The sequence below is a fragment of the Cytobacillus solani genome (assembly GCF_001420595.1).
Taxonomy (GTDB): domain Bacteria; phylum Bacillota; class Bacilli; order Bacillales; family Cytobacillaceae; genus Cytobacillus; species Cytobacillus solani.
Window position 1 is genome coordinate 445388 of the sequence record NZ_LJIX01000006.1, and the last position, 24939, is coordinate 470326.

Here is a 24939-nt window from a genome sequence, read left to right on the forward strand (position 1 = left end):
ATTTTATTCAGTTAAAAGACGGCCTTCACTGTTGCTCCATTTGAGTTATTTGATAGCTTCATATAACCACCGTGCTTTTCACATAAAATTTTGCAAATATTAAGCCCCATACCAAAATGCGAGGTATTTGCATTAGTTTCAGATTGGTAAAAAGGTTTAGTTGCGTTATTCAAATCCTTCTTGCTAAATCCGTTTCCATCATCGGACACAGTTATTGAAAATGCCTCATTACTGGAAAGTTCAATGCTGATTTTGTTTTTAGCGTATCGAACGGCGTTAGAAAGTATATTTTCATAAACTTGCATAACGACAGATATATCTACTTTCAAAGCAGCTGTAGTTAAAGATTGATCATTGAATTTCAAACATTTATCCGCACGCAAAATTTCACCGCTTTCTTTCAGACGACTTATCAGATCGTTAGCAGTAATTGCTGTTTTTTGTATATCGATATCTTCTAACTTTTGCAGATTGCTCATTGTATCCACAAAAGTCTCGAGTCGTGTAATATGTGTTTTCATGGTATGAAGGATAAAGACTATTTTCTTTGTAGTCATTTCTCCGTCTGGTACATATTTGAGCAACATATCACTTTGCCCCTTTAATACGGTTAGTGGAGTCCGTAAATCGTGGGAAAATGCCGCATTAAGCCGTTTGCGCTCGTCCATCTGCCTCCACATTTCCAAATTATTTTCTTTTAAAGCAAGACGCATTTTTTCAAATGTCGAGCAAAGCTTTCCCATTTCGTCATTCTTACTATATTCTACTGTGAAATCTAAATTATTATTTGCAATCTTAGCGGCAGCAAGATCAAGAATTCCAAGCGGTTTTTTCAGTTTGCGTTTATAAAACAATATTCCTGCTGTAATGATACAGATTAAAAACCATATTGGAACAAGAAAAAAATTAAAAAAACTAAGAAGGTTGTAGATAAATTCATCTTGAGAAGAAAAAAAGGAGTGTAAATTGTCAGTATAAAAATAAACCTTATCGTTGAATTTCGGATTTCCTTGAACAACAATTTGCCCTTCAACCCTAATTTCATCTTCAAATTGCTCTTTATATTTATTAATAATTGAGCTTTGCCAGTACTGACACAATCCTGATGAGGTAAGTGAGAACAAAAATGCTATCATGAGGAAAACGAATGTATAAATTATAAAAGAAGTTTTAAGAGACATATTGTTAAACATATTCTTTATTTTACCCATTTATATCCTACTCCCCAAACCGTTTCAATATATGGTTTCATTCCAGCAGAATTGAATTTTGTTCGTATACGGCGTATATGTTCCGCTATGACAGCACTGTCCCCCTTGCCGTCCGTGCCCCACACTCTCTCATAAATACGTTCCTTGTCAAAAACCTGTCCTGAATGTTGCGAGAGTAATTCGATTATGTCGAATTCTTTTTTCGCAAAGCACTGCGGCTCATTTTTGAAAAATAAACATCTGGCAGAATAATCAATCGCAAGGTCACTGTCAAATTTAATTTTTGGCGACCTTTTTTGCCGACGCTCACGCCGAAGATGTGCAGCTACTCTAGCCCCAAGCTCATCAATGGAGAACGGTTTTACGATATAATCGTCACCACCAATGCCGAAGCCTTTTATTTTGTCGCTCTCCTCAATTCTGGCGGTAAGAAATAAAATTGGGCAGGTCACGTAATTCCGAATTTGAATGCAAACCTTTATCCCGTCTATGCCGGGCATATTTATATCAAGCAATATAATATCAGGCTGCGTCTCTGCCTTCTTTATCGCTTCTTTTCCTCCCGTTGCAGTAAGTACATCATAACCATTTAATTCGAAGTAATCACTCAGCATAAGTACAATATCAATTTCATCATCAACGATTAGAATTTTGTATTTCATGATATACACCTCATATTTGTAACATATCATCTGTTTTTCAATTTTTTATCAACATATATTAAGTGTAGAATTTTGGTTGATTTAAACCCGATATATTCATTTGAACCGATTGTTCCATACCCAGTTGCCCTATAGCGTACTGAATAATGGATTGGTAATAAAAAAATTAAGGATTCGTTCAATTGAAGGAAAGATATTGGCTGGTTAACTTGTAAAAAGTCTTTCATCAAGGATATGAAAGCCCGCTCTCGGTGGGATAGTTTGTAAAAAGTCCTTCATCAATTGAATGAAAGCCTGTTCTCAGTCGATCATCACAGTAAATAAAGAATAATTTTTATAGATTAGTATAAATTACCACTTTCGCATCTATTTTAATTAAGAATATCATTATTATATTGTAAAATGTTTATTCGATTTCTAATTCTAAATGATAGGCGTGTACAGCTATCATGCTTAATACATAATAAAAAATAGCATGTGAAATTCTTTGTGAATTCACATGCTATATATGTGTTCTTATATTAGTTTCTCAAATTTCACTCGTTTGTTTAATGCATACATTAATGGAATTCCTACGGCCATGACAACAAACTCACCAATGGCAGTTGTGACCCATGTAAATCCGAATGGCAACCCGAATGCGAGGTTAAGTTCAAGAGCGATGATCCACATCATACACGTAAAGACGACTGTGTTTACAGCCATTCGAACCCAGATGTTCTTAATATAACGACAGCAAACAATTGTGATTAGCAATGAAATCAACGAATGTCCGACACCGAAAATAAGATCATATGCTTTCATTGGTGAAAATAACAGATTGGTTAAAAATACACCTAGAATCATTCCATAAATATATTTTTTATTGAAGACAACTAGATGATTGAACATTTCGGATACCCGAAATTGGATAGCAGTAAACCCAAAGGGCTGGATGAGCATAGAAACAGCAATATATAAAGCTGCTAATATTCCATTACCAACAAGTGTTTTTACATTCATATTCTATTCTCTCCTTAGTTTTTTTCCGTGGGAGGTTCTCGAACCACGTGAGCATTGCTCAAAGATTAAATTTTATAGCAGAGGAACTTATTTGTCAATTTACTAAATTAGTAGGATTTTTACCATAGTCCTACAAATGGCCCTTTCGCTTGACATTCCAGTAAATAAGTATTATTTTAAATATAATGAAAATTCAATATGAGCGGATGACTATTGTGGGAGAGTGCATTATGATAGGCCACCGAAGGGGCAAGTTCCGAAAAGACCCTTGGAACAAATCTCTCAGGTAGAAGAACCACAATTAGGACGCATCTCTGGAGAGCTCGTATACATTCGTACGGCACCAAAGGGGACCCATTATTGGGATGAAACTCTCAGGTATAAAGGACAGAGAAGGGTAGAAATTACTACACCTTTTCTGTCCTTTTTTATAGGAAAAGCGTTTAGTAATTAAATGAATTTTCCTAACGAATGCAGCATGAGGGAGGAGATGTAGAAATGACTAGAAAAAGAATGACGTTATCCAATCTGATTAGAAATAATAAAGAAGAGCTTTTAAGAGACCGTGAACAGCTTGAGAAAATTGAAAAACGGATTGATGACAAATATCTGGAAAGAAAAAAGGAAGCTAAAGCGATATAGGAATTTCCTAAATCCATTCAATATAAAGTGAAACTTTCATCAGTGTGGTCCTACTGCTTGTTTATCTGCTTCAAATTTGCTCTAATGAAAAATAATTTTATTGACAATAGAACGGTGGTTTGATTACAATTAAGGTAATAAATCAAATAGTAACTCCTAAAGGGGAGTAGCTTTTACAGCAAAGTCGTCATTTCAGAGTGTTAAGCTCTCGGCTTTGGTGGCAACATATTCGTTGTTAGCAAGACCTTTACCAATTTCGGTAAAGGTCTTTATTGTTTTTGAAGCCTTTACCACTGTGGTAAAGGCTTTTTCTATTTTTTGAAGAAGCCTCTTCCACTTACTCATTTGATTCAATAAATATTTGGAAGGATGATGATTACATGGAACTAGCAATTTTACTAGAATACGGTGGAGTTTTGTTATTATTAATTGCGCTGGAGGGGCTTTTGGCAGCAGATAATGCATTGGTTTTAGCGATTATGGTTAAACACCTGCCGGAAGCGGAAAGAAGGAAAGCATTATTCTATGGACTTGCTGGAGCCTTTGTTTTTCGATTTGGTTCTCTATTTGCTATTTCATTCCTCGTTGATGTTTGGCAGGTTCAAGCGATCGGGGCACTTTACTTGTTGTTTATTGCCATTAATCATATTTATAGAAAATTGATAATCAAAAAAGGAGAAGAACAGGCGGAGATTGTGAAGGGGAAGAAAAAAGCAGGTTTTTGGATGACTGTTTTTAAGGTGGAATTAGCGGATATTGCCTTTGCAGTTGACTCCATACTAGCTGCGGTCGCATTAGCTATTGCTCTTCCAGATTCAGGGCTGCCGAATATAGGCGGACTAGATGGCGGAAAGTTTCTAGTCATCTTCGCCGGAGGTTTCATCGGGTTAATTATTATGCGCTACGCTGCTAACTTTTTTGTTAAATTACTTCATGCAAGACCAGGCTTGGAAATTGCTGCTTTCCTTATCGTCGGATGGGTAGGGGTGAAATTATCGGTTTATACACTTTCACATCCTGCATTATCTGTGCTGCCGGAAGGCTTCGCTAAGTCGCCAGAATGGAAAATTACCTTCTATGCAGTATTAATCTTGATCGCGATTGGCGGCTGGTTCTTATCAAAGAAGAAAAAAGAAACATCAGTTGAAGAATGAACCAGTTTTACAATGTTGCCTCTGATATTCACAGCCTAGGAAAAACCGGAAAATGGTATAATCAACTTATATAAAAATACCTTTTTCGGTTTTTTTCGTTAAGGAGATAGATAGGCAGGGGAAATACATGCAGGCACTAAAAGCATTATTGTCTTATATGAAGCCCTATTGGCTGTTTGCTATATTAGGGCCATTTTTTATGTTTGTGGAAGTGGCAATGGATTTAATTCAGCCGACATTGATGCAGCATATTATTGATGATGGAATTGCCAATAATAACACTGGTTATACAGTGAAAATGGGCCTTTTTATGGTAGGTGCAGCAATCATTGGGCTTGCAGGCGGATTGGGGTGCTCAGTATATAGCACGCGGGCTGCCGTTCATTTTGCAACTGATATGAGAAAGGATGTATTTCAAAGGATTGAGCGATTTTCAAGCAGAAATATTGATGCCTTTGGAACAGGAAAGCTAATCACCATTGTCACAAATGATATTTCCTCTCTGCAAAGAGCGGTTATGATGACGCTGAAAATTTTTGTTAGGGGTCCACTTCTTTTTATCGGAAGTATTATTATTGTTTTTTTCACAGCCCGGGAGCTATTTCCGATTCTAGCAGCTATTGTCCCGATACTCATCCTCGTTATTATTCTTTTTACGAAGAAGTCAGGTGCTTTATTTAAAAAGGTTCAGGAAGCCATTGATAAAGTGAATACGAGATTACAAGAGAACCTAGCCGGCATGAGAGTGGTAAAAGCATTTGGCAGGCAGGCTTTCGAGAAGCAGAAGTTTGCCAATGCGAATAATGAGCTGACAAGGGTGAATATTTCTGCGGAGCAGTTAATTGCTTTGTTAATGCCGATTTTGCTCTTTTTAGTCAATATAGGAATTATTGCAGCCCTTTGGATGGGTGTAATTAAAGTGGATAATGGTTCTATCCAGGTGGGTGTCATTCTCGCATTTATAAACTATTTAAATATTATTTTGAATGGCTTAATGTCAAGCAGTAATGTGCTCATGCAAATTACGAGAGCCTTTCCTTCTGCAGAAAGGGTACAAGATGTGCTTGGCATGGAATTAGACATTGAAGAGCCAAGTGATCCGTATGCTCCTGAAAAAATTGCCGGAGATGTCGAGTTCCGTCATGTGAGTTACAGCTATAGCAAAAATGGAGAATACGTATTAAAGAACATTTCCTTCCAGGTGAGGAATGGACAAACATTGGGCATTATCGGATCAACTGGAAGCGGAAAATCCACACTGACAAAGCTTATTCCAAGGCTTTATGATGTGGACAAAGGCGATGTTCTGATTGATGGAAAGGATATTAAAACATATAAGCTGAAGACTCTTCGTGAGGCAATCGGTGTTGTTTCGCAAAAAGCGATTTTATTTTCCGGAAGTATTGAAGAGAATTTACTTTATGGAAAGGAGCATGCAACACCAGAAGAATTAAATCAAGCATCGGAGAATGCCTGTGCGAGTGAGTTTATAAAAAAATTTGATGATGGGTATAATCATCCATTAACACAAGGCGCAATGAATCTTTCTGGCGGGCAAAAACAAAGACTCTCCCTTGCAAGGGCATTTATTAGGAAGCCATCTATTTTGATTCTGGATGACTCCACTTCGGCAGTTGATGCAGTCTCAGAGTCTGCTATTCAAAGGGCGTTAAAACAAGAATATGCGAAGTCAACGAAGATCATTATCTCATCGAAAATCTCTTCAATAAAAGAAGCAGATCAAATCATCGTTTTAGATGATGGTGAGATTGCAGGAATGGGTACTCATCAGGAGCTTCTTGCATCAAATAAGGTTTATCGGGAAATTTTTGTTACGCAAGGAGGGGTGCTTGGTGAGTATGCAAAAAGGTAGCACTGCTCAGACAGAGAAATCGATACGGTTTGGCAATGGTCCTGGCAGAATGAGCGGACCAATCGTAAAGCCAAAGGACAGAATAGGAACAATTAAAAGAATTTGGCAATATATGAAGAAGCAAAAAGCAGCAATGATTCTCGCGATAATGATGGTTCTCATTTCAACTGTGCTCGGGCTGCTGGGACCGCTGCTAATCGGGTTTATTATTGATCAATATATAATCCCGAAAGATATTAGCGGAACGATCCGTATGGCGGGACTGCTTGCAGTTGTTTATTTAGCTGCATCTCTGTTTACATGGCTCCAAACGTATATAATGGTCAATGTTTCTTTAAAAACGATTCAAATGCTAAGGCAGGATTTATTTAATCACTTTCAGGCACTTTCATTGAAGTTTTTTGATAAGCGGACTTACGGGGAATTAATGAGCCGGGTGACCAATGATATCGAGAATTTGAATAGTGCTTTGAGCCAAAGTGTCATACAGATTTTTTCCTCCGTACTGACCGTTGCCGGTGTGATGATTGCGATGCTGACGCTTAATTGGATGCTTGCACTTGTGACGCTGCTTGTCATTCCGCTGATGTTTTTTGCAACGAATAAAATTATTACATACAGCAGCAGTAATTTTATAAAAAGGCAGAGAGATCTAGGAGATATGAATGGAACGGTAGAGGAATCCATCTCCGGTATTGAAGTAATTACTTTATTCGGGAAAGAAAAGGAAGTCTACAATAAATTTTCAGACGCAAATGAGAGATTGCGAAATTCAGCTATGATGGCTGATATTTCTTCGGGATTTCTAGGACCTGTCAATAACTTTATAAACAATCTTGGGCTGGGAATCGTGATTGCCGCAGGTGCCCTAATGGCTATAAGCGGGATGACAACGATTGGAATTCTTGCATCATTTGTTACGTATTCTCGGCAATTTTACAGACCGATCAATCAAATGTCTAACCTAATAAATACATTTCAATCCGCCATTGCAGGTGCAGAACGAGTATTTGAAATCATGGATGAAATTCCTGACCTTAAGGATAGTGAACAGACGATTGAAGTTAGCTCATTTAAAGGAGATGTATCATTTGCAGGTGTTTCCTTTGGTTATGGAGGTCAAAAAAGTATACTAAAGAATATTAGTCTTGAGGTCAAGGCTGGCCAAACGGTTGCCCTAGTCGGTCCGACGGGCTCAGGGAAAACAACGATCATTAATCTTTTGTCTCGTTTTTATGATGTGGAATCTGGTGAAATCCGCATTGATGGCAGAAATATTAAAGATTACAAGATTCAGTCCTTGCGTTCGAAAATAGGAATTGTCCTGCAGGATACGTATTTATTCTCAGGGACGATTATGGAAAATATTCGGTATGGTAGGCTTGAAGCTGTGGACGAAGAAGTTATTCACGCGGCAAAATTGGCGTCCGCTCATGGGTTTATTAAGCATCTGCCTGCTCGGTATGAAACAAAAATTGAATCTGGCGGAACAAATTTAAGTCAGGGTCAAAAGCAGCTTATCGCCATTACGAGAGCGATTTTAGCAGATTCAGATATTCTAATATTGGATGAAGCGACATCGAGTATTGATACAAGGACAGAAATTGAAATTCAAAAAGGCATTAGCACTCTTACAAAAGGAAAAACCAGCTTTATCATCGCCCACCGGTTGAAAACGATAGAGAATGCAGATATGATTCTTGTTATCCGTGATGGGGAGATTGTAGAGAAAGGCAATCATGAGGAATTATTAGACCTGTACGGATTTTATTATGATATGTACAAGCTTCAGTTCGAAAACTAAAGGAAAGAGGGACTGTTCTTCAATGAGGAGCAGTCCATTTTTGGGATTGACCGGAAAATTCGTGAGTTTGACCGGAAAAATGAAAATCTGACCGGAATATTAAAGAAAGTGACCGAATAAATCAAAATTTGACCGGAATAGTTGTAAAAGCAATTGAATAAATAGAAAAAGAAAAATATAGGTTCATATTTTGACTGACTTATATCCGATAATTCATTAAAAACCTCATAAATTCCTTTTGCTTGGAATGATTGTACTTCATGATGGCGTAGGTATAAGCTTCGGGTAGTGTGATAGAACTGCAAGGAACTTCTAACAGCCACCCTTCGATTAATTCTCGTCTGACTGTTGAAACAGGCAAGAAAGAAACACCCAATCCTTCTACGATAAATCTTTTAGTAATATGAATTTGAGAGACCTTCATCATTTTCACAGATGGAAACTTGTATTTTACTTCACGGCTTAGCGTTTCCCAATAGACGGGATGATTATCTGTTAGAAGATAATTTTTCATCAGCACTTCTTCTTCATCCAATGGCGGAGCTGATTCCGCATCCAATCCATCATGCTGTGCAATTAATTTCACTTCATCCTTATACAAAACCTCGCAGTATAATTCTGGATTCCTGCTATGGAGACAGGAAAGCCCAATATCAATTTCATCATTTAGTACAGCTTTTTCAATATCCAGGGATTCAAGAACCTTAACCGAAATCTCTACATGAGGGTGGATAGTCATATATTTTTTCAGAACAAACGGAAGGATGGTATCAGCGATCAATGGAGATATAGCGAGTGATAGCTTTGAAGTATACCCTTGACTAAAGGATTTCAAATCCTCTATTCCCTTTTGGTAAATCTCCATTAAATTTTCCGCATGCGGAATGTATCTCCTGCCCTCCTCTGTTAATTTCATTTTTCTGCCCTCTCTTTCAAATAATTGAACACCTAATTCCTTCTCGAGATTTTGAATATGAACGGTTACGGAAGGCTGTGAAATATATAATAAATCTGCTGTTCTTCTAAAATTCCCATTTTTAGCAGCGACTAAAAAGGTATTGATCCAGCTAAACTCCAACATTTATCCCTCCATATGATTAAAAAAATAAATCAAAATATTTAAAAACATTTAATTTTTTTAATTATATATATTTTATATAATTTACCTAAATAAGGAAAGGGGAAATGAAAAATGATCCATTACGGTTTAAAAGGTGTGATTGCAGCTGAAACAAAGATTAGCCATGTGGACGGTGAAAAGGGGCAGCTTATCTATAGGGGATATGAAATTGGGGAAATCACGAAAACAAATTCATTTGAGGAAACAGCCTATCTTCTGTGGAATGGGGAGTTTCCAACAGATAGGCAGCTAATTGAATTAAAAGCTTCATTAATAAATAATCGAGAACTTCCTAGCTATATGATTGACCTAATTTGCAGTTTACCCGATGAAATGGATATGATGAGTGTTTTGAGAACGGTCATTTCTTCTGAAGGAAGAAGGAATTATGGCTGGAAGCCGACCGTTGATCAGGCAATCAGAATAACCTCTATGGCTCCAGCGATTATTGCCTATCGAAAAAGACATCTAGAAGGAAAAACATTTATCCCGCCGAAGCCTGAACTAAATCATGTAGAGAACTATCTTTACATGCTAAATGGAGAAGTTCCTCTGAAAGCCCATGTTAATGCACTGGAAACATATATGATCCTAACGATGGAACATGGGATGAATGCCTCTACATTCTCTGCAAGAGTAACGGCATCTACTGAGTCTGATTTAGTTTCAGCGATTACCTCTGCAATTGGAACGATGAAGGGACCTCTTCATGGAGGTGCACCTTCTGAAGTAATCACTCTGTTAAATGAAGTACATGAACAGGGCGATGCAGAAATGGTTATTAGAAATAAATTAAATCGTGGAGAAAAACTGATGGGCTTTGGACATCGGATTTATAAAACAGTGGATCCTAGATCAGCTGCTTTGAAATCGAAGCTCCTAACATTTTCAGGTGAAGATGAGTGGCTTGATCTCTCAATGAAAGTAGAAAAGCTGGGCGTGCAAATTCTTGGGGAGGTAAAGCCTGGCAGATCACTATATACGAATGTAGAGTTTTATGCAGCAGCGATTATGAAAGCAGTCCAGATGGAAAAGGAATTATTCACACCAACCTTCACGGCAAGCCGAATAGTCGGCTGGAGCGCACATATTTTAGAGCAAGCAGAAAACAATGTCATCTTTCGGCCGCAATCGAAATATATTGGACCAGTTAAAAAGAAAGAAGAATTAATATAAGTGCCGGAGAAATCCCTCTTATGATAAAATGTATCTCGTATATTTAGAATTTTTAGACATAATGGAGGGATTTCATGAAAGCATTGTTTCAGTATAATTGGTTGATAAGGGAAGATTGGTATCAATGGTGTGAAGACGTTGAAGAGGAGGAGCTTCTTTTAGTCCGAACGGGTGGGGTAGGAGGAATTTTGCATACACTTTTTCACATCATTGATGTTGAATGGAGCTGGATTCGTCTTCTTCAAGGCAAACCTGACTTTCAGGAAAGCTTTGAAGAGTATAAAAGTCTGCAAAAGGTAAGAGAGCTTGATGCAAAATTCCGCGTGGAAGTAGAAGAATTTGTGAGAAATTGGGATTTGAGCATGGAAAGCAATCTCCTTCATGATTCTTTGCCAGATGGGCGAACGGATATCTTTACCTGGGGTGAAGTGATGCGTCATGTAATTGCTCATGAAATTCATCATATTGGTCAAATTTCAGTCTGGGCAAGAGAAATCGGAAAGAAGCCAGTTTCTGCAAACTTTATTAGAAGAGAAATAATTCCTTTGCCTGAACAAAGTAAATAATAATGTTTATTAATCGACTGTTGATTTTGAACAGTCGATTTTTTGTCATATAAGTTAGAAAATTGCGTGATATCCCCTGGTATAATTAGGAATATGTGTATTTAAGGGGTGGATGCGGTGAAAATAGAAAGCATCCTAAATAAGAGCCGAATTTCTGCAGGAATAGGTATATTATTCTTTCTTATTATTTTGAGCTGGTATATATGGGGGCAAAAGGAAGTAAATCCAGCTGTAATGCTAAAGCCAGATGAAATGCAGGAGGACTTTCAATTTTTAATAGATAGGATCCTAGCTAGACATCCCGATCCTGCAAGGAATATGACAAAGGAAGTTTGGGATAAGCGTATAGATGAAATAAAGAATGAATTAGATTCAGAAAAAAGTGCAGCGGACTTTTATTTTATTCTTCAAGAATTTATCGCGGAAATGGAGGATGCTCATACGGGTCTAGTGATGCTAGATGATCGAAAAAGGCTGCCATTACTTCTTGATTGGACGGAAGAGGGGTGGACAGTTTTAGAGAGTGGATATGGTGTTGAAAAAGGGGATCTTATTGTCAGTCTAGGTGGAATGGAAGTTGAAGAAATTGTTAAGGATTTAGGAGGATTCATTTCGGCGGAGAACCCCTACTGGAAAAAGTTTCGAGCAAATTTTCTAATTAGAGATGAATATTATTTGAAGAAGCTCTCGTTGATTAAACATAACCATGTAGTAGTAACTGTAGAAAACATACAGGGGAAAAGAAGGAAGGTAAGAATTCCCCTTGTAAAGAAAGATGTAGCTGATTCGCAAATGACTAATGCAGAGGATAGCTGGTATAGTTGGTATAAACGATACAACGATTCAAATACATTTGGCTGGTCCTTAGACCACGAAAATAATATTGGATACTATTATTTACATGCATGTATTGATACAAGGGAGTACCGGAAAAGTGTAAGTAACTTTTTTAAGGAAGTCAAAAGGGATGGTATAGGGAATATTGTTATTGATTTACGGCAAAATGCAGGGGGGAATTCTGCAGTTATTGATGCTTTTATAAATCGTATACAACCTTCAAACATTAATAATTACTCGAATTTTACAAGAAACACTTTTGTGCTTATAAGTAATAATACTTTTAGTTCAGCTAATATGTTTGCGAGCGTCATACAAGAAAATAATATCGGTATACTTATTGGTGAACCTACCGGAAATTCCCCTTTTGCATTCGGAGAGGTGATCAGTGGAGTACTTTCGAATAGTCAGATAAATTTGTCTTTATCAACAAAAGAATATATCCTTTCCAAGACCTACAAAGACGCGATTTATCCAGACTATTTAGTTCAAAAAACAAGAGAATCAATTATTTCAAATAAAGATATTCAGTTAGAAAAAGTAATTGAACTGATTAAGGAAAAATAGGCAGAAATGCTTTGATCAAAATGTTCCATTAGCCATAAAGAGCGTTCTTTTATTATAATGGGATTAAAAGTAAGTATAGGAGGTGATCGAATTGGCGATAAGAAGGCCAGATTCTGTAGCATCTCATGCAAAGCCTAGTTTTGGAAAGGCGATACTTTGCATGGGGTAGACTTTGAATTTAAAAATCGCCCAAGTACGCTTTTCTAATTCATTTGGCTTTGCACCTTATTTTAAAAAAATAAATGAGGGGCTAACCAGAAATGAAAAATGTAAAAGCAAACGCAATTTTACCTGAAAGTTTAATTATAGAAATTCAAAAATATATTCAAGGTGAGACGATTTATATCCCGAAAAAGAAAGCATCCCATCGTAAATGGGGAACGCGGTCTGGTACGAGAAAGGCGATTGATGAAAGAAATTCTGCTATAAGAACTGCGTTTAAAGGTGGAATAACCATTGATCAATTAGCTGAAGAATATTATCTCTCATCCGAAACGATTAAAAAAATCGTATATTCTAAATGATTGAGTCCAAAACAGTGGGAAATGATTGCTTCCCACTGTTTTTTACATTATTTAGTAAACACACTCTACACTTCTTTTGCAATTTCATTTCTATTAGGAGCAAGTGGCGGTTGTTCTAACCATTTATTTTGTACCATTATATTAAACCATTTCTTTGTTACTAAAAGATTTTTCAGAATGGTCCCTTCATAAGCTGCTACTAGGTCTGTTCGCATGGCGGATGCAAGACCTGCCCCATGATAATTTTGTGCGGCTTGAAATAAGAAACCTATATGATACAACATTAACTTTTCAGAAAAAGGGGAGTCTGTTGAAGTTGTCACTTCTGTTTCCCAGGATTTCGGAACAGGCAAATTATCCGCCTGCATTATTTTTGAAAATGATTTTATTTGCCCATCAGCCGTTTTTTCGGAATCCGTAAGAAACTTTCTTACTTCTTTTGTTTGAGCAACTTGACTGAATGCAATAGAAAGGGTTTTAGCCATAATACTTTTTTTGAGGTTGAAAGAAATACTAATGATCTCTGTAGCAGCTAACTTTCTGCCCTTTCCGAAAAATCCATCTGTGAAATCTTGGCTGGAAATAAACTCAGGGTTTTTGGCTGGATAAAATAAAGGGTCTCTTTGAAAACTTCCTTTTTCAAGTAAAAGCTCAATGGTTTGATGATACATTTTTTTCGCATCATTATCGCATGAATCGTAAAATTCCCTCAAGTCTTTTCTAACAGAAACCGCTAATGAAGTGGTATGTCCGAGCAAACCATGTAAGGTCATGATATGTAAATAATTCAAGCAAAATATATCTGTGAACAATCTTTGTTTACCTTTAAAGAGATCAGATTCGGTAAAGCCAATTGGAACTGGAAACCCTTCTTCCTCAAAAAAGGTTACAATTTCTTTTTTTTGTTTTCCAAATGTGTTAATAGCACTGTCGAAAATGGATTTTATTTGCTCGTCTTCAATAATAGAATACATATATCTATTTACCACATCTATCATTGTGCCGTTCACATACTCTCCCCATAACGTTCCTATTTCGGAGGATGTGAGTTTTAGTTTATTCCCATCCACAATATCACCTCTTGGAATATTATTTACCAATTAGTAATTGTTATGAATTAAAAAAAATGTTATTAAGAGACACACTTTCACTTTAAATAAACAGTTGTATCAATGTTATTTTATATGGCTTTTTTAATTCCTAACCAATTTTTCCATTGAATCCATATTGCGTACCTTATAATGTTAAATGGAAATATGTTTATTACAGGAGTGAAAAAAGAATGGAGCCTTTCATTAGAAGTGATCAATATAACTATATTAAAAATCAAATACAAATACTCATCAATGGATATACAACCGTCAATGATAAAGGGGTTCTTAATGCATTGAAAACCCTTACGGATGAAAAGATAATACATTTGTTCGATGATCTAAGTGGAGAGCAAAGACAAATATTCAATCCGATCGTTGAAATTAGAGAGAGAGATCAAGCAGAGGTATTTTTATCACAATTAAAGCAGTATGTGATTCCTTTTAAAGATATAACCGAACATTCAATAAAAAAATTATTCCCAAAGGCAAAGAAGTTAAAAGTCCCCTCACTAGATCAGATAGATCGATATGAAATATCTTATTTAGGATGGAATGATACAGGCTCAAATAAAAAATATATTGTTGCTGAGCAAAATGATAAATTAGTTGGGCTTCATGGTTCTTTTAAAAATGTTAGCAAAAAAGGAATTTGCACAATTTGTCATGGCCATGAAGAATTAGGCATGTTTATCATGGAAATGAGAGGATCAGAACAAGGAACATATATAAAGAGAGGTAATTATATTTGCCAAGATAGTCAAAAATGCAATCAAAATATTAAATCATTAGACAGATTAGCGGATTTTATTAACGGAATGAAGGGATAAACAGGTAAGATGATTCTATGGTTCAACATTAAGCTAATGTTGTTCATTTAGATTGCAAAAAGGGAACTTCGCAAGATAGGAGTTCCCTTCATCACTTGTTTTATAAATCTTCTACTATTTTTAGATTCTGCGGAAAACCTGATATTGTAATGGAGTATCGGTTTTTTGAACAAGCTGGTCTTTTAAGGATTGGATATAACTTGTTAAATCACTTATATCATTTTTCTGGGCTGCAATCCTTGAGGGGTGAATGTCTTTCATTTTTGAGTATGTGTACTGGCTTGAAATAATAATCCGATCCTTAAATATTTGGTTCCCCCTAATATGGTCACCATGCCAATGACTATTAATCACCTATGTAACAGGGTGATTTGTGATTGATTCCGCAATATGCTTTAAATCTTGAGATGCTTGTTGTGTGTTAAATGTATCAAAAACGATTACTTTTCCTCCTAAATCTACAAAACCTGCATTTGCCGCAGCCCCTCCACCTTCTTTTGCTAATACTGCATAAATACTATTGCTCACTTCTTCAAGTTTAAAGTGTTTACTTTGAAATTTTCCATTCATCTGCTTTCCCTCTTTTTCGATAGTGAAAATTTTGAAATGAAACTGATTATTAGCATGGAATCAACAATAATTATTTGTTATATTCTGATAATAAAAATTTAGCATGGGTTGTTTTTATTGTGAATAAGCAACTTTATTTAGAAAAGAACGTCTATTTATAAAATAGGAGGAATCGATATGAAAAAATGGTTATATTTTTCAATTACTTCCGTATTCTTTATCCTTGCAGGCTGCGCGAACGGTAATTTACTTTCATCAAAACCACCAGAAGTTTTCATTGAAATTGCCAATGAGAAATATGATACAAAATTAGGTACATACTGCTGGGGGAATTCGTGCATCGATACTGCGGGACCAGTGGAAATGTTAGAAGGGAAAGCGCCAGTAAAAGTAAAACCTGGTGAGAAGATTAATCTTGTAATGGATTATGAGCCAAAGCCAAATAGTATACATCTCTTACAAATAAATGAGGAAAAGGAAGAAGTGGAGATATTAGTTAAGGATCATGAGTTTACGGCACCTGCACAAAAGGGAATCTATTATTTTTCCTACGGAGTATGGTGGATGGATGAAAAGCAAGAAAATGTATCCAACGGGGACGCTTTCTATGCTTTTGCTTTAGAGGTGGAATAGGCAAGGGAGGGGGGGTGTATTTGAGAAAGCTCATCTTATTTCTATTGTGTTTCATTTTTACAAGTCAGTTATCTGTTCAAGCACTTAGCTGGGCGTATCCTTTCGTTGTATGGAAAGGAAATGTATATGAAGTAACCGATGAAGAGGTATCTGATATCGGAGACGTCATAGGTAAAGTAAAAAGAGGCACGGATGAAATGACTGGAGAATATTTTGGTGACGCATCAAATATGTATCCAAAAGGCACGAAGTATTATGAAATCAAAGGCATTTCCCCGAAAATAGCGATTGCAGTTGAGGTAGAAGAAAGTAAATGGTATAAAGCTGATTATGTTCATGAAGCACCTAAGCATTGGCTGGAGAATGTCATTATCGTATTGACCTTTGTTATGTTAATTGTTGCAGTATTTACGATTATGATACGAATGAATAATAGGAAAACCTGAAGGGCCATGCTGTCCTTAGCATTGCCCTTTTACTATTCTCTCTTAAGGCAAGATGGCGAAAGACCTGACAGGAAATCCAGAGGCTTTTTCTGGTTTTGGGACAATATTGAAGATGACTGCTCCTTTAGCAGGTATTTTGTCTAAGTTTGTTAATAATTCAATTTGATACGTATCCTGTTCAAGAATGTAATATTCAGCTAAGAGTTTTCCGTTTTTTTGATAGTCTATGCTTGAATCAGTGTCAAACGTTTCATGGCCAATGGCTTTAATTTTTCTTTCCTCTATTAAAAACCTCAATGCATCGACTGACCAGCCAGGGGCATGGTTTTGACCATCATCGTCTTTGTTTTCAAATGCTTCTCTATCCGGCCAGCGTTTGCTCCAATCCGTACGCAGGGCAACAAATGACCCTTCTTCAATCTTCCCATACACCTCTTCAAAACCATAAATATCATCGACAGTTAAAGTAAAGTCGTTATTTAAAGCGGCTTCCTTTGATCGATCGATGACAACTAGCGGCAAAACTAATTCTTTTAATCCTACTTCATCTAGATACCTCGTATTCCGGACGAAATGGATCGGTGCATCAATATGTGTGCCGTACTGTCCAGCAAATTTAAAGCTTTGTGCGAAAAATCCATCATCATGATTAAATAAAGTCTGGAATTCTGCTGAATCAAATGCTGAGAAATGCGGTGAACCAGGACCGAATGTATGGGTTAAATCAACCCATTCTTTTTCCTTTAATAGTTGAATGGCTTGGAGTAATTCGTTTGATACTTTCGTTAACTCATTTGACATACAGATCACCTCATTAGAATTAGATGATGGGGCTTTTATTAAAAATAAAAAACCCCTTCTTTAAACAAGAAGAGGTTTGGCATTCACGCTTTCGGCTCTTCTTATCTTCAAGCATGACGCTTCTGGAATTAGCACAGTACATTATCGTCTGTTGCTGAGGTATCAATGGGCCAGTCCCTCCACCTCTCTGGATAAGAAAAATTGCATATTTAATTTATTTATACCTACCCTACATCTAATAATTGGAATTGTCAAGACGAAAAAAGAATTTTCGAAATAGAAAAAAATGTGGGATAAAAGTAGGGATTTGTCGATTTTCCTCACTTAAGGGTTATAATAAATATAATCTATTTTTGTGAGGAAATGTATGAAAAAACAGAATATCCATACTTGGCTGCTTCATGAAGAGAAGCGGGCACTTAAATGTATTTAATCACCTTTTATATAACCTTAGTTTTATATGATTTTTTTTACTACTACTTGTATCCAAAGTATATTCTGCATTCAGAAACAGGGATAAATAGCCCGTTAGGCTATTGGAATTATGTGATCATCTTTGGATTAATTCCAGTTGCTTATTATTAGTTAGAAAGGAAAAACAGCACGCAATAAAATATATTTACATTCTTGTTTATATGATACTTACGGCACTAAGTGACATCATTCTATTTTCGAGTGAATCTGGCGAATATGCAAGCGGGAATGCGGCAGAATTAATCCTAATATTATTTTCGCCCCTTTTTATTAATAAATGTTTCTATTGGGTTGTTACGATTGTTTCTATTTCCAGATATTTTATTGTAGGTTTACTTATTCATTCAATGGTAGTGGTTATCCCGATTGCTTTAATCATTATTTTTTCTGTGATTACCTACATTTTATTAAATCGATTCAATTCTTATATTTATGCATTAACCTCTGCAAATGAGGAATTAAGGCATAAGGAAAAGCTGACATTTATCGGTCAAATGGCAACTTCGATTGGACATGAAATCCGAAATCCTCTTGCTTCATTAAAAGGGTTTACACAGCTGCAAAAAGAAAAATATGTTCAGGATCAGAAGTATTTTTCAATTATGGAGCAAGAAATTGAGCGGATAGATTTAATCGTAAATGATCTCTTGCTGCTTGGAAAGCCAAAAAACACTCAATTCCAAAAGAGTTGTTTGAAAGAGATTATTTTCTATGTGATATCGATAACGAAACAACAGGCTAATGAAAAAAATATTTCGTTATCAGTAGAAATGGATGAGTCGATTCCATTGATTGAATGTGTAGAAAATCAGATTAAGCAGGTGTGTATTAACCTTATAAAAAATGGCCTAGATTCAATGGATAACGGTGGAATGTTCAAGATTCTTTTAAAGCATGAATTAAAGAATGAAATCTCGATTAGCTTTATCGATCAAGGCTGTGGCATAAATCAATCTGAGCTGAATAAGCTGTTTACTCCATTTTATACAACAAAAGGTGATGGAACTGGTCTTGGGCTTATCGTTACGAAAAAAATAATCGAAGACCATCAAGGAGAAATAAAGATTGAAAGTGAACTGAATAGGGGAACACAGGTAGAAGTGATATTGCCTGTTGTTCAATGATCGGGTTATGTTAGAAAATGAAATTGTGTGTTAAACAATAAGGACTAGCACACTTTTTTAATAGAATTTAGGTGTGCCATAAATAAAAGACCCGATAATTGTCACCCTATAGATATGAAATAAATATTTGAGGTGACTTTGTTAGGATGAATGATAAATCTCAGCTTTCAATCCCTATTATTATAAGTATACTCTCTCTTTTAGCGTTCAGCTTCATGGCATTTATTGTTCGCGTTAATAAAATCGTTCAATTTGACAGTACGGTTATTTCATTTGTACAAGGATTGGAAAATTCAGCCTTAACCGTTGTTATGAAAGTTTTTACATTTATTGGAGATACAAAAGCAGTTATTGTTCTATCGATACTTGTAATTATTTTCTTATACGTAGTTCTTAAACATCGAATAGAATTGATTTTATTTATTGTAGCAATAATAGGATCAGCTATGCTGAATCAACTATTAAAGTACTCTTTTCAACGGGCTCGCCCTGAACTACATCGGCTAATTGAGATCGAGAGCTACAGTTTTCCGAGCGGGCATGCGATGAACGCATTTACAGTATATACTGTCATATCTTTTCTGCTATGGCGGCATATCCCTTCAAGAGCTGGTCGAACAACATTAATCATTATCAGTGCATTAATGATTTTTTCCATTGGAATAAGTCGTATTTATTTAGGGGTGCATTATCCAAGTGATATAATTGCTGGCTATTTTGCAAGTGGGTGCTGGCTTGGTATGGTGATTTGGTTCTTCCAGAGGTATCAAGAAAGTCGCAGCAGAAAACGTACATACAAAACCTCGACTAGCAAAGGGTAAAAATAGCTCAATATCAAAAGAGAATCTATTAAATCCGAGTCGAAATTTACAATTGGGGTGAATGGAAATGCTCCTAGGGTTAATGGTGCTAACAGTATTAATTCATTTAGTTGATACACTGTCTTACTCCGTGCGGTTAAATTCCGTGAAGAGCGGAAAATTTGCACTTTCCATGTCTTTATTTAATATTTTTGTTCTTGTATCTAGGACCGCCAATATGTTTCAAGCACCATTGATCGGTACACTTATAGGAATTAGCATTGCGAAAGAGATAGATCCTTTAAAAGATATTCGACTGGTCATTTTCTCGGCAACAATTGGTACGCTTATAGGGATCCTATTCATACCTACTTTTCTTAAACTATTTGCGATCGCTGTAAATAGACTTGAAACAAAGGGTTCAGTTCCTTCCATTGTAGTAGAGGCATTAAGCGTTTCGAACATTAAGCGTATGTTAAAAAAGACAACGAAACCGCGTAAAAAGATGTTTTATAGCTTGCGTTATAGAGAAATTCCAAAACGGCTTTTAATTCTAAACACAGTAATTACAGCTATTTATACAATAGGGGTGATTTCTGCCTATTATGCAGCTTACTTTGTAGACGAAGAATTTCTATTAGCCGCTGCGGGCTCTTCTGGAATGATTAACGGTGTTGCCACCATATTATTAACGTTGTTGGTAGACCCGCAGTCTGCAATTATTACAGACCAAGCTTTAAGAAAAAAACGGCCATATGGGGATGTTAAAGCACTTGTAGTTATGTTAATCGGAACAAAGCTTCTTGGAACATTAATTGGCCAAATTTTGATTTACCCTGCTGCGATACTAATTGCTAGTTTTTATTAATAATATTGAGATAGTTTAAGGTTATAATAATATTAATACTTACTTTTTTCGGAGGGAAACCTTTTACTCTTAATCCACGTCTAATACTGTAGCTAGTAGATTGGAATAAAGAAGGGATAATAATGATATATCCGACTGTTATATGTAAAAGGGGAAAAGTTCATGGTGTTAGGAATGAATCTGCCTGCATTTGTGGAGCGCAATATCGTGATGAAGCGCTAACTAATCGGAAAGTTCTATATAGATCTATTCTTTTTAGAGACATTCATTTAATTAATTGTCGAAAATGTAAACTAGAACTTAAGAAAATAGGTGGGAAAAGTTCCCCTTGATTTCTATTTAGACTCTTTGCTGAAAAACAAAGGGTCTTTTTATTTAGGCTATGTTAAAGCTCAATGTGTGTTTTATCTCACAGTATATTATTTGTGTATTCACTATAATAACATTGAAAATGCGAATAAGAATAGGGGAGTATTATATATGTCGAACACATTAGAACAAGAAAAAATTGGTGAATTAGTTGACCGTTTTTATAGTAAGTTAATAAAGGATTCTTATTACAGTGCAATGTTCGCTGAGAGAGGGGTGGATATTGAACTGCTTAAGAGCAGGCAGCGTTCATTTATAAGCCGCTTGGTTACGGATGATTCACCGGCGGACGATGAAAAGAATGTTAAACAAGTAAATGAAAGACACCCGTTCCAAACAACACCAGAGCGAGCTGGAATCTGGATGCGCACAATGGAAGAAACAATAAATGAAATGGAAATAGAAGATTCGATAAAGCTGAACTTAGTGGAGAAAATTAGAAAATTAATGAATCATTTAATTAATAAGTAATTCAACTATTGCCAGAAGGAAAGTTCTTCTGGCTTTTTCATTTTAAAAGAGCCTGTTTAGAGCAAACAAATATGGTGCTTTTTTCATTGTGGGTGCAATCTAGCTACTTGAAAATTGTGGTAGATGAAATGAAAAGATGTGATATACTACATATTAATCAAACTGAAAAGTTAAAAGTCATTTTTTAGAGGGAAGCTTATGTATGGACAAAAATTGATGGTCTCTTCTGCGAGAACAAAGGGAATCATGATGGTTTTGATAGGGGCCGTTTTATGGGGGGTATCTGGTACAGTTGCCCAATATTTATTTCAATACAGTAGATTTAGCCCAGAATGGCTGGTTGTTGTTCGGTTGCTCGTTTCTGGGACCATTCTCTTATGCTTGGCAAGTTTAAAGGGCAATCAGAGAATATGGGACATCTGGAAAGATAAAAAGGATGTGTCAAGCCTAGTACTATTTAGTATTTTTGGAATGCTCGCCGTTCAGTATACCTTTTTTGCAGCCATTGAACATTCTAATGCAGCTACAGCTACTGTCTTACAGTATTTAGCTCCAGCGATGATTTCATGCTTCATAGCTCTAAGAGCAAAGAGGCTTCCGACTATAAAAGAATTGATTGCAGTTGTTTTAGCACTTTTGGGAACCTTCCTTTTAGTGACAAAGGGAAGCATGAGCAGTTTATCTATTTCAGGTATTGCCTTATTTTGGGGACTGGCTTCTGCAGTGGCCTTAGCTTACTACACATTGCAGCCTCTAAGGCTTCTTGCAAAATGGGGATCAGCCCTTGTCATTGGCTGGGGGATGTTGATAGGGGGATTATCATTTAGCCTTATTCATCCACCTTGGAAATTTGTTGGGCAATGGTCGTTAAACGCCTTTTTAGCCGTACTATTTATCATCATTTTTGGAACACTTATTGCTTTTTATTGCTATTTAGAAAGCCTAAAATATATTAGCGCTTCAGAAACAAGTATCTTAGCCAGTGTTGAGCCGTTATCAGCTGCATTTTTATCAGTTGTTTGGCTTCATGTATCTTTTGGGCACGAAGAGTGGCTAGGGACATTATGTATTATAAGTACAATTATCATATTATCCTTTGTGAAAAATAAAGAAGGATCAAAAGCGAATACATTAAGTGCATGAGCTCTTAAATTGTTACGAAGAGAAACTACCTTATCGAGAAGAGGTAGTTTTTTTATGGTTAAGTGTTTCTGTATAACGAACGTTACCTGCTACTTTGTTTCATAGAGGGACCTGGGACCAATTTAAGGGAATATTTTTTCTTATTACACAATATGATGAACTATCATTAATGGAATGAGGGGATCATGCTGAAAAATAATGTGGGTTCTTTAATTACGAAAGAAATGCTGGCTAATTATCATGAGTTAAATCTTAAGAAAAAAGAGATTGAAACAGAATTGAATGAGCTAAAGAAGGCATTTAATCAATATTTTGACATGGCTGTAGGAAAGGACACAAGAGGAGACATAGCCATTGGTGATTATAAATTACAAAGGCAAGTAAGAGTGACAGAAAAATATGAACAAGAGGACACTGTTAATCGCCTAGAAAAATTAAATTTCCTTGATTTAATCCAAAAGAAACCGGATGAGGAGAAAATAAAGGCCGCATTAAATTTAGGATTACTAAAAGAGTCAGATTTAGTTGGCTGTATCAAAGCTAGCTCTTCACTGGCAATCTACGTAAAGCGGGTGGAGTAATAGAGATTCACGAAATGAACTTACATCCAGTGGCAGTCTCAAAGAGTCTACCTATTTGGCTGACCAATTTTTTGTAAGTTCATTTTTTTATACATGATTCGGAGCTTTATTGGGGAAATTAACCATAGCGGGGAGGGACTGTTATGGGGTACAAAATCGAAAAGAGAATTGAAATTTCAACGTGGGTAATCACATCAATATTATTGCTTCTATTTTTGCCAAGAAAAAGGCTTCGTGAGGCAGTTCCATTATTTTTATTTAAACAATTTATGACTTGGTTCTTTGGGCTCATGGTCGTCGAAACAGGTAAAATAAAATATCCATTCCGACTTTTCTTTAAAAATGCGACTAAATCGAGCTTTACTTTTGAGTATTTTGTTTATCCATCTTTATGTGCGTTGTTTAATTTATACTATCCTGAGAATAGGAATAGAGGGATTAAATTTCTCTACTATTTTGCAAATACATCCTTACTTACAGTCCTTGAATTTTTTATTGAGAAGTATACAAAATTGATTACATACAATAAATGGGGTTGGTACTGGAGTTTTTCATCGATATGGGTTACTTATTATATTTCACGTGTCTTTCACAATTGGTTCTTCAAAGTCCCTGCGGATAACAAAGAGATTAATGAAAAGTATGTAAATAGATGAAAATGCGATTCTTCAGTAAGTAAAGAAGATCGCATTTTTAAATTATAGTAAAATAAGTGGTAAACGGATAATTTTATTATAATTTAACAGTGGAGTATGCTTATTGTAGAATGAATAGTGAAGGGAAGATATATTTTGAATAAGTTCACATTTGTTATCCCTATTATGGTTCTTGTAGCTGTATTAGCTATGTGGATGCTTGCAAAGGATTATTCCGAGATTGATCTGCAAATTAGAATAATTATCTCTGCAGGTGCTGCCATATTATCTGGAGGAATCTCCTATTTCTTATTTAATGTAGATAAAGAGAAGAAGTGATTATGCAACGAAATCCCAGCTATGCTGGGATTCTAATATAAATCATTTATTCTAGTTAGGCTGGCAGCATAATTCTCCTTCGCCCTTTTCGAGTGCTGATTTTAAACTGTTTAAAACCCCTGACCATGCCATTTGATGCCACTTGATTGCTTCTGACCAACGATCTTCATTCTTAAATCCAGTATGTTCGATAATGACTTTTGTTGCCCCCTCATCCATCGCTACAAGATTTACTTTTACAGACTTTAATTCTTCATTATTTCTTCGAATTGGTCTGGTCCTTTCCAGCTGAACTGTAGCTCTTCTTGATCAACCATCTTAATAATTTTACACCCTCTAGTATTCATTCCTGTTCGATTCCCTGGAACAAAGTATAGCTCAAATGCGCCGCCTTCCTTAGCTTCAATTACTGTCTCCGGTGCAAACCATTGGGAAACACGTTCGGAAATGGTCCAAGCATGCCAAACTAAACTTAATGGTACATGAATAATAATAGTATTTGTGATGCCAACTTCACTGGAAATAGCCTTCATTTTTAACTCCCCCTATAAAAATATGCTCATTTAGTTACCATTTGTTAGAATGACTAAAAAGAATATTCTGAATTAACCCATATCTTTAGCTAT

28 protein-coding genes and 3 riboswitches are annotated in these 24939 nt (G+C 36.0%); of the genes, 19 read left to right on the forward strand and 9 right to left on the reverse strand.

What is annotated here, in order from left to right:
* Positions 1 to 11 precede the first annotated feature (11 nt).
* The 3 genes from AN957_RS04030 to AN957_RS04040 form a co-directional block, all read right to left on the reverse strand.
* Positions 12 to 1211, reverse strand: coding sequence for a HAMP domain-containing sensor histidine kinase (locus AN957_RS04030; RefSeq protein WP_056682456.1), 1200 nt, complete (start codon positions 1209 to 1211; stop codon positions 12 to 14).
* Positions 1199 to 1873 (reverse strand): response regulator transcription factor, encoded by a 675-nt coding sequence (locus tag AN957_RS04035; RefSeq protein WP_056682459.1) that lies wholly within the window; start codon positions 1871 to 1873, stop codon positions 1199 to 1201. Before AN957_RS04035 ends, AN957_RS04030 begins: the two co-directional genes overlap by 13 nt.
* Before the next feature lie 516 nt (positions 1874 to 2389).
* A complete protein-coding gene (locus AN957_RS04040; RefSeq protein WP_053479176.1) occupies positions 2390 to 2875 on the reverse strand; it encodes a QueT transporter family protein in 486 nt (161 codons plus the stop codon).
* An 8-nt stretch (positions 2876 to 2883) separates the two neighbouring features.
* Positions 2884 to 2928: riboswitch (PreQ1 riboswitch) on the reverse strand.
* Between the two features lie 153 nt (positions 2929 to 3081).
* Positions 3082 to 3183, forward strand: a riboswitch (glycine riboswitch).
* Between the two features lie 190 nt (positions 3184 to 3373).
* Between AN957_RS04040 and AN957_RS26615 the strand changes: the two genes are divergently transcribed.
* The 4 genes from AN957_RS26615 (at position 3374) to AN957_RS04060 (ending at position 8348) form a co-directional block, all read left to right on the forward strand.
* The gene (locus AN957_RS26615) at positions 3374 to 3517 is read left to right on the forward strand and encodes an FbpB family small basic protein (RefSeq protein ID WP_075209078.1); all 144 of its coding nucleotides are present in this window, start codon (positions 3374 to 3376) and stop codon (positions 3515 to 3517) included.
* Between the two features lie 380 nt (positions 3518 to 3897).
* On the forward strand, positions 3898 to 4671 hold the full coding sequence (locus tag AN957_RS04050; protein WP_053479174.1) for a TerC family protein: 774 nt from the start codon (positions 3898 to 3900) through the stop codon (positions 4669 to 4671).
* Positions 4672 to 4798: 127 nt separating this feature from the next.
* Positions 4799 to 6544, forward strand: a complete 1746-nt coding sequence (locus AN957_RS04055) for an ABC transporter ATP-binding protein (protein WP_053479173.1) — start codon at positions 4799 to 4801, stop codon at positions 6542 to 6544.
* Entirely contained in the window at positions 6531 to 8348 is a 1818-nt protein-coding gene (locus AN957_RS04060; protein WP_056687045.1) for an ABC transporter ATP-binding protein, read from the forward strand. The genes AN957_RS04055 and AN957_RS04060 overlap by 14 nt, the downstream gene beginning before the upstream one ends.
* A 199-nt stretch (positions 8349 to 8547) precedes the next feature.
* Here the strand turns inward: AN957_RS04060 and AN957_RS04065 are convergent, their stop codons facing one another.
* Positions 8548 to 9426: a LysR family transcriptional regulator gene (locus AN957_RS04065; protein WP_053479320.1), complete on the reverse strand. Its 879-nt coding sequence runs from the start codon at positions 9424 to 9426 to the stop codon at positions 8548 to 8550.
* A gap of 114 nt (positions 9427 to 9540) precedes the next feature.
* Here AN957_RS04065 and AN957_RS04070 point away from each other — a divergent pair, with 114 nt between their 5' ends.
* The 4 genes from AN957_RS04070 (at position 9541) to AN957_RS04085 (ending at position 13138) form a co-directional block, all read left to right on the forward strand.
* A complete protein-coding gene (locus tag AN957_RS04070) occupies positions 9541 to 10644 on the forward strand; it encodes a citrate synthase/methylcitrate synthase (RefSeq protein WP_056682461.1) in 1104 nt (367 codons plus the stop codon).
* A 74-nt stretch (positions 10645 to 10718) separates the two neighbouring features.
* Positions 10719 to 11210, forward strand: coding sequence for a DinB family protein (locus tag AN957_RS04075; protein ID WP_053479171.1), 492 nt, complete (start codon positions 10719 to 10721; stop codon positions 11208 to 11210).
* 117 nt (positions 11211 to 11327) lie between these two features.
* Positions 11328 to 12614, forward strand: coding sequence for a S41 family peptidase (locus AN957_RS04080; protein ID WP_053479170.1), 1287 nt, complete (start codon positions 11328 to 11330; stop codon positions 12612 to 12614).
* Between the two features lie 260 nt (positions 12615 to 12874).
* A complete protein-coding gene (locus tag AN957_RS04085; RefSeq protein WP_053479169.1) occupies positions 12875 to 13138 on the forward strand; it encodes a CD3324 family protein in 264 nt (87 codons plus the stop codon).
* Positions 13139 to 13203: 65 nt separating this feature from the next.
* Here AN957_RS04085 and AN957_RS04090 read toward each other — a convergent pair whose 3' ends face one another.
* Positions 13204 to 14208, reverse strand: coding sequence for a DUF3231 family protein (locus AN957_RS04090; RefSeq protein ID WP_172797687.1), 1005 nt, complete (start codon positions 14206 to 14208; stop codon positions 13204 to 13206).
* A 212-nt stretch (positions 14209 to 14420) separates the two neighbouring features.
* Between AN957_RS04090 and AN957_RS04095 the strand changes: the two genes are divergently transcribed.
* Positions 14421 to 15059 (forward strand): FusB/FusC family EF-G-binding protein, encoded by a 639-nt coding sequence (locus AN957_RS04095; RefSeq protein WP_053479168.1) that lies wholly within the window; start codon positions 14421 to 14423, stop codon positions 15057 to 15059.
* A gap of 354 nt (positions 15060 to 15413) precedes the next feature.
* Here the strand turns inward: AN957_RS04095 and AN957_RS04100 are convergent, their stop codons facing one another.
* A complete protein-coding gene (locus AN957_RS04100) occupies positions 15414 to 15629 on the reverse strand; it encodes a hypothetical protein (protein ID WP_053479167.1) in 216 nt (71 codons plus the stop codon).
* Positions 15630 to 15806: 177 nt separating this feature from the next.
* On the opposite strand from AN957_RS04100, the gene AN957_RS04105 reads away from it, so the two are divergent.
* A complete protein-coding gene (locus AN957_RS04105) occupies positions 15807 to 16262 on the forward strand; it encodes a hypothetical protein (RefSeq protein ID WP_056682464.1) in 456 nt (151 codons plus the stop codon).
* 20 nt (positions 16263 to 16282) lie between these two features.
* Positions 16283 to 16708, forward strand: coding sequence for a hypothetical protein (locus AN957_RS04110; RefSeq protein ID WP_053479166.1), 426 nt, complete (start codon positions 16283 to 16285; stop codon positions 16706 to 16708).
* 42 nt (positions 16709 to 16750) lie between these two features.
* Here the strand turns inward: AN957_RS04110 and AN957_RS04115 are convergent, their stop codons facing one another.
* A complete protein-coding gene (locus AN957_RS04115; protein WP_056682467.1) occupies positions 16751 to 17509 on the reverse strand; it encodes a cyclase family protein in 759 nt (252 codons plus the stop codon).
* A 98-nt stretch (positions 17510 to 17607) separates the two neighbouring features.
* A riboswitch (SAM riboswitch) is annotated at positions 17608 to 17707 on the reverse strand.
* A 338-nt stretch (positions 17708 to 18045) separates the two neighbouring features.
* Between AN957_RS04115 and AN957_RS04120 the strand changes: the two genes are divergently transcribed.
* The 8 genes from AN957_RS04120 (at position 18046) to AN957_RS04160 (ending at position 24313) form a co-directional block, all read left to right on the forward strand.
* Positions 18046 to 19107: an ATP-binding protein gene (locus AN957_RS04120; RefSeq protein ID WP_056682470.1), complete on the forward strand. Its 1062-nt coding sequence runs from the start codon at positions 18046 to 18048 to the stop codon at positions 19105 to 19107.
* Between the two features lie 146 nt (positions 19108 to 19253).
* Positions 19254 to 19928: a phosphatase PAP2 family protein gene (locus AN957_RS04125; protein WP_056682473.1), complete on the forward strand. Its 675-nt coding sequence runs from the start codon at positions 19254 to 19256 to the stop codon at positions 19926 to 19928.
* 67 nt (positions 19929 to 19995) lie between these two features.
* Complete coding sequence (locus AN957_RS04130; RefSeq protein WP_212139249.1) at positions 19996 to 20775, forward strand: lipid II flippase Amj family protein; 780 nt, start codon at positions 19996 to 19998, stop codon at positions 20773 to 20775.
* A gap of 480 nt (positions 20776 to 21255) precedes the next feature.
* Positions 21256 to 21615 (forward strand): protoglobin domain-containing protein, encoded by a 360-nt coding sequence (locus AN957_RS04140; protein ID WP_053479161.1) that lies wholly within the window; start codon positions 21256 to 21258, stop codon positions 21613 to 21615.
* Positions 21616 to 21813: 198 nt separating this feature from the next.
* Complete coding sequence (locus tag AN957_RS04145; RefSeq protein ID WP_142108142.1) at positions 21814 to 22758, forward strand: EamA family transporter; 945 nt, start codon at positions 21814 to 21816, stop codon at positions 22756 to 22758.
* 185 nt (positions 22759 to 22943) lie between these two features.
* Entirely contained in the window at positions 22944 to 23339 is a 396-nt protein-coding gene (locus AN957_RS04150) for a hypothetical protein (protein WP_056682477.1), read from the forward strand.
* Between the two features lie 143 nt (positions 23340 to 23482).
* Positions 23483 to 23995, forward strand: coding sequence for a CBO0543 family protein (locus tag AN957_RS04155; RefSeq protein ID WP_053479159.1), 513 nt, complete (start codon positions 23483 to 23485; stop codon positions 23993 to 23995).
* 135 nt (positions 23996 to 24130) lie between these two features.
* Positions 24131 to 24313: a histidine kinase gene (locus AN957_RS04160; RefSeq protein ID WP_231690196.1), complete on the forward strand. Its 183-nt coding sequence runs from the start codon at positions 24131 to 24133 to the stop codon at positions 24311 to 24313.
* Positions 24314 to 24364: 51 nt separating this feature from the next.
* On the opposite strand, the gene AN957_RS28365 is transcribed toward AN957_RS04160, so the two are convergent.
* Both AN957_RS28365 and AN957_RS28370 read right to left on the reverse strand, forming a co-directional pair.
* Entirely contained in the window at positions 24365 to 24532 is a 168-nt protein-coding gene (locus AN957_RS28365; RefSeq protein WP_245637757.1) for an SRPBCC family protein, read from the reverse strand.
* A 26-nt stretch (positions 24533 to 24558) separates the two neighbouring features.
* On the reverse strand, positions 24559 to 24846 hold the full coding sequence (locus tag AN957_RS28370) for an SRPBCC family protein (protein ID WP_245637758.1): 288 nt from the start codon (positions 24844 to 24846) through the stop codon (positions 24559 to 24561).
* Positions 24847 to 24939: the final 93 nt, after the last annotated feature.

What these genes read in the sequence shown, in the direction of transcription:
- AN957_RS04030 (WP_056682456.1), bottom strand. Translation starts at nt 1,211, where the DNA reads ATGGGTAAAATAAAGAATATGTTTAACAATATGTCTCTTAAAACTTCT.
- AN957_RS04035 (WP_056682459.1), bottom strand. Translation starts at nt 1,873, where the DNA reads ATGAAATACAAAATTCTAATCGTTGATGATGAAATTGATATTGTACTT.
- AN957_RS04040 (WP_053479176.1), bottom strand. Translation starts at nt 2,875, where the DNA reads ATGAATGTAAAAACACTTGTTGGTAATGGAATATTAGCAGCTTTATAT.
- AN957_RS26615 (WP_075209078.1), top strand. Translation starts at nt 3,374, where the DNA reads ATGACTAGAAAAAGAATGACGTTATCCAATCTGATTAGAAATAATAAA.
- AN957_RS04050 (WP_053479174.1), top strand. Translation starts at nt 3,898, where the DNA reads ATGGAACTAGCAATTTTACTAGAATACGGTGGAGTTTTGTTATTATTA.
- AN957_RS04055 (WP_053479173.1), top strand. Translation starts at nt 4,799, where the DNA reads ATGCAGGCACTAAAAGCATTATTGTCTTATATGAAGCCCTATTGGCTG.
- AN957_RS04060 (WP_056687045.1), top strand. Translation starts at nt 6,531, where the DNA reads ATGCAAAAAGGTAGCACTGCTCAGACAGAGAAATCGATACGGTTTGGC.
- AN957_RS04070 (WP_056682461.1), top strand. Translation starts at nt 9,541, where the DNA reads ATGATCCATTACGGTTTAAAAGGTGTGATTGCAGCTGAAACAAAGATT.
- AN957_RS04075 (WP_053479171.1), top strand. Translation starts at nt 10,719, where the DNA reads ATGAAAGCATTGTTTCAGTATAATTGGTTGATAAGGGAAGATTGGTAT.
- AN957_RS04085 (WP_053479169.1), top strand. Translation starts at nt 12,875, where the DNA reads ATGAAAAATGTAAAAGCAAACGCAATTTTACCTGAAAGTTTAATTATA.
- AN957_RS04095 (WP_053479168.1), top strand. Translation starts at nt 14,421, where the DNA reads ATGGAGCCTTTCATTAGAAGTGATCAATATAACTATATTAAAAATCAA.
- AN957_RS04100 (WP_053479167.1), bottom strand. Translation starts at nt 15,629, where the DNA reads ATGAATGGAAAATTTCAAAGTAAACACTTTAAACTTGAAGAAGTGAGC.
- AN957_RS04105 (WP_056682464.1), top strand. Translation starts at nt 15,807, where the DNA reads ATGAAAAAATGGTTATATTTTTCAATTACTTCCGTATTCTTTATCCTT.
- AN957_RS04115 (WP_056682467.1), bottom strand. Translation starts at nt 17,509, where the DNA reads ATGTCAAATGAGTTAACGAAAGTATCAAACGAATTACTCCAAGCCATT.
- AN957_RS04125 (WP_056682473.1), top strand. Translation starts at nt 19,254, where the DNA reads ATGAATGATAAATCTCAGCTTTCAATCCCTATTATTATAAGTATACTC.
- AN957_RS04130 (WP_212139249.1), top strand. Translation starts at nt 19,996, where the DNA reads ATGCTCCTAGGGTTAATGGTGCTAACAGTATTAATTCATTTAGTTGAT.
- AN957_RS04140 (WP_053479161.1), top strand. Translation starts at nt 21,256, where the DNA reads ATGTCGAACACATTAGAACAAGAAAAAATTGGTGAATTAGTTGACCGT.
- AN957_RS04145 (WP_142108142.1), top strand. Translation starts at nt 21,814, where the DNA reads ATGTATGGACAAAAATTGATGGTCTCTTCTGCGAGAACAAAGGGAATC.
- AN957_RS04150 (WP_056682477.1), top strand. Translation starts at nt 22,944, where the DNA reads ATGCTGAAAAATAATGTGGGTTCTTTAATTACGAAAGAAATGCTGGCT.
- AN957_RS04155 (WP_053479159.1), top strand. Translation starts at nt 23,483, where the DNA reads ATGGGGTACAAAATCGAAAAGAGAATTGAAATTTCAACGTGGGTAATC.
- AN957_RS28365 (WP_245637757.1), bottom strand. Translation starts at nt 24,532, where the DNA reads ATGGATGAGGGGGCAACAAAAGTCATTATCGAACATACTGGATTTAAG.
- AN957_RS28370 (WP_245637758.1), bottom strand. Translation starts at nt 24,846, where the DNA reads ATGAAGGCTATTTCCAGTGAAGTTGGCATCACAAATACTATTATTATT.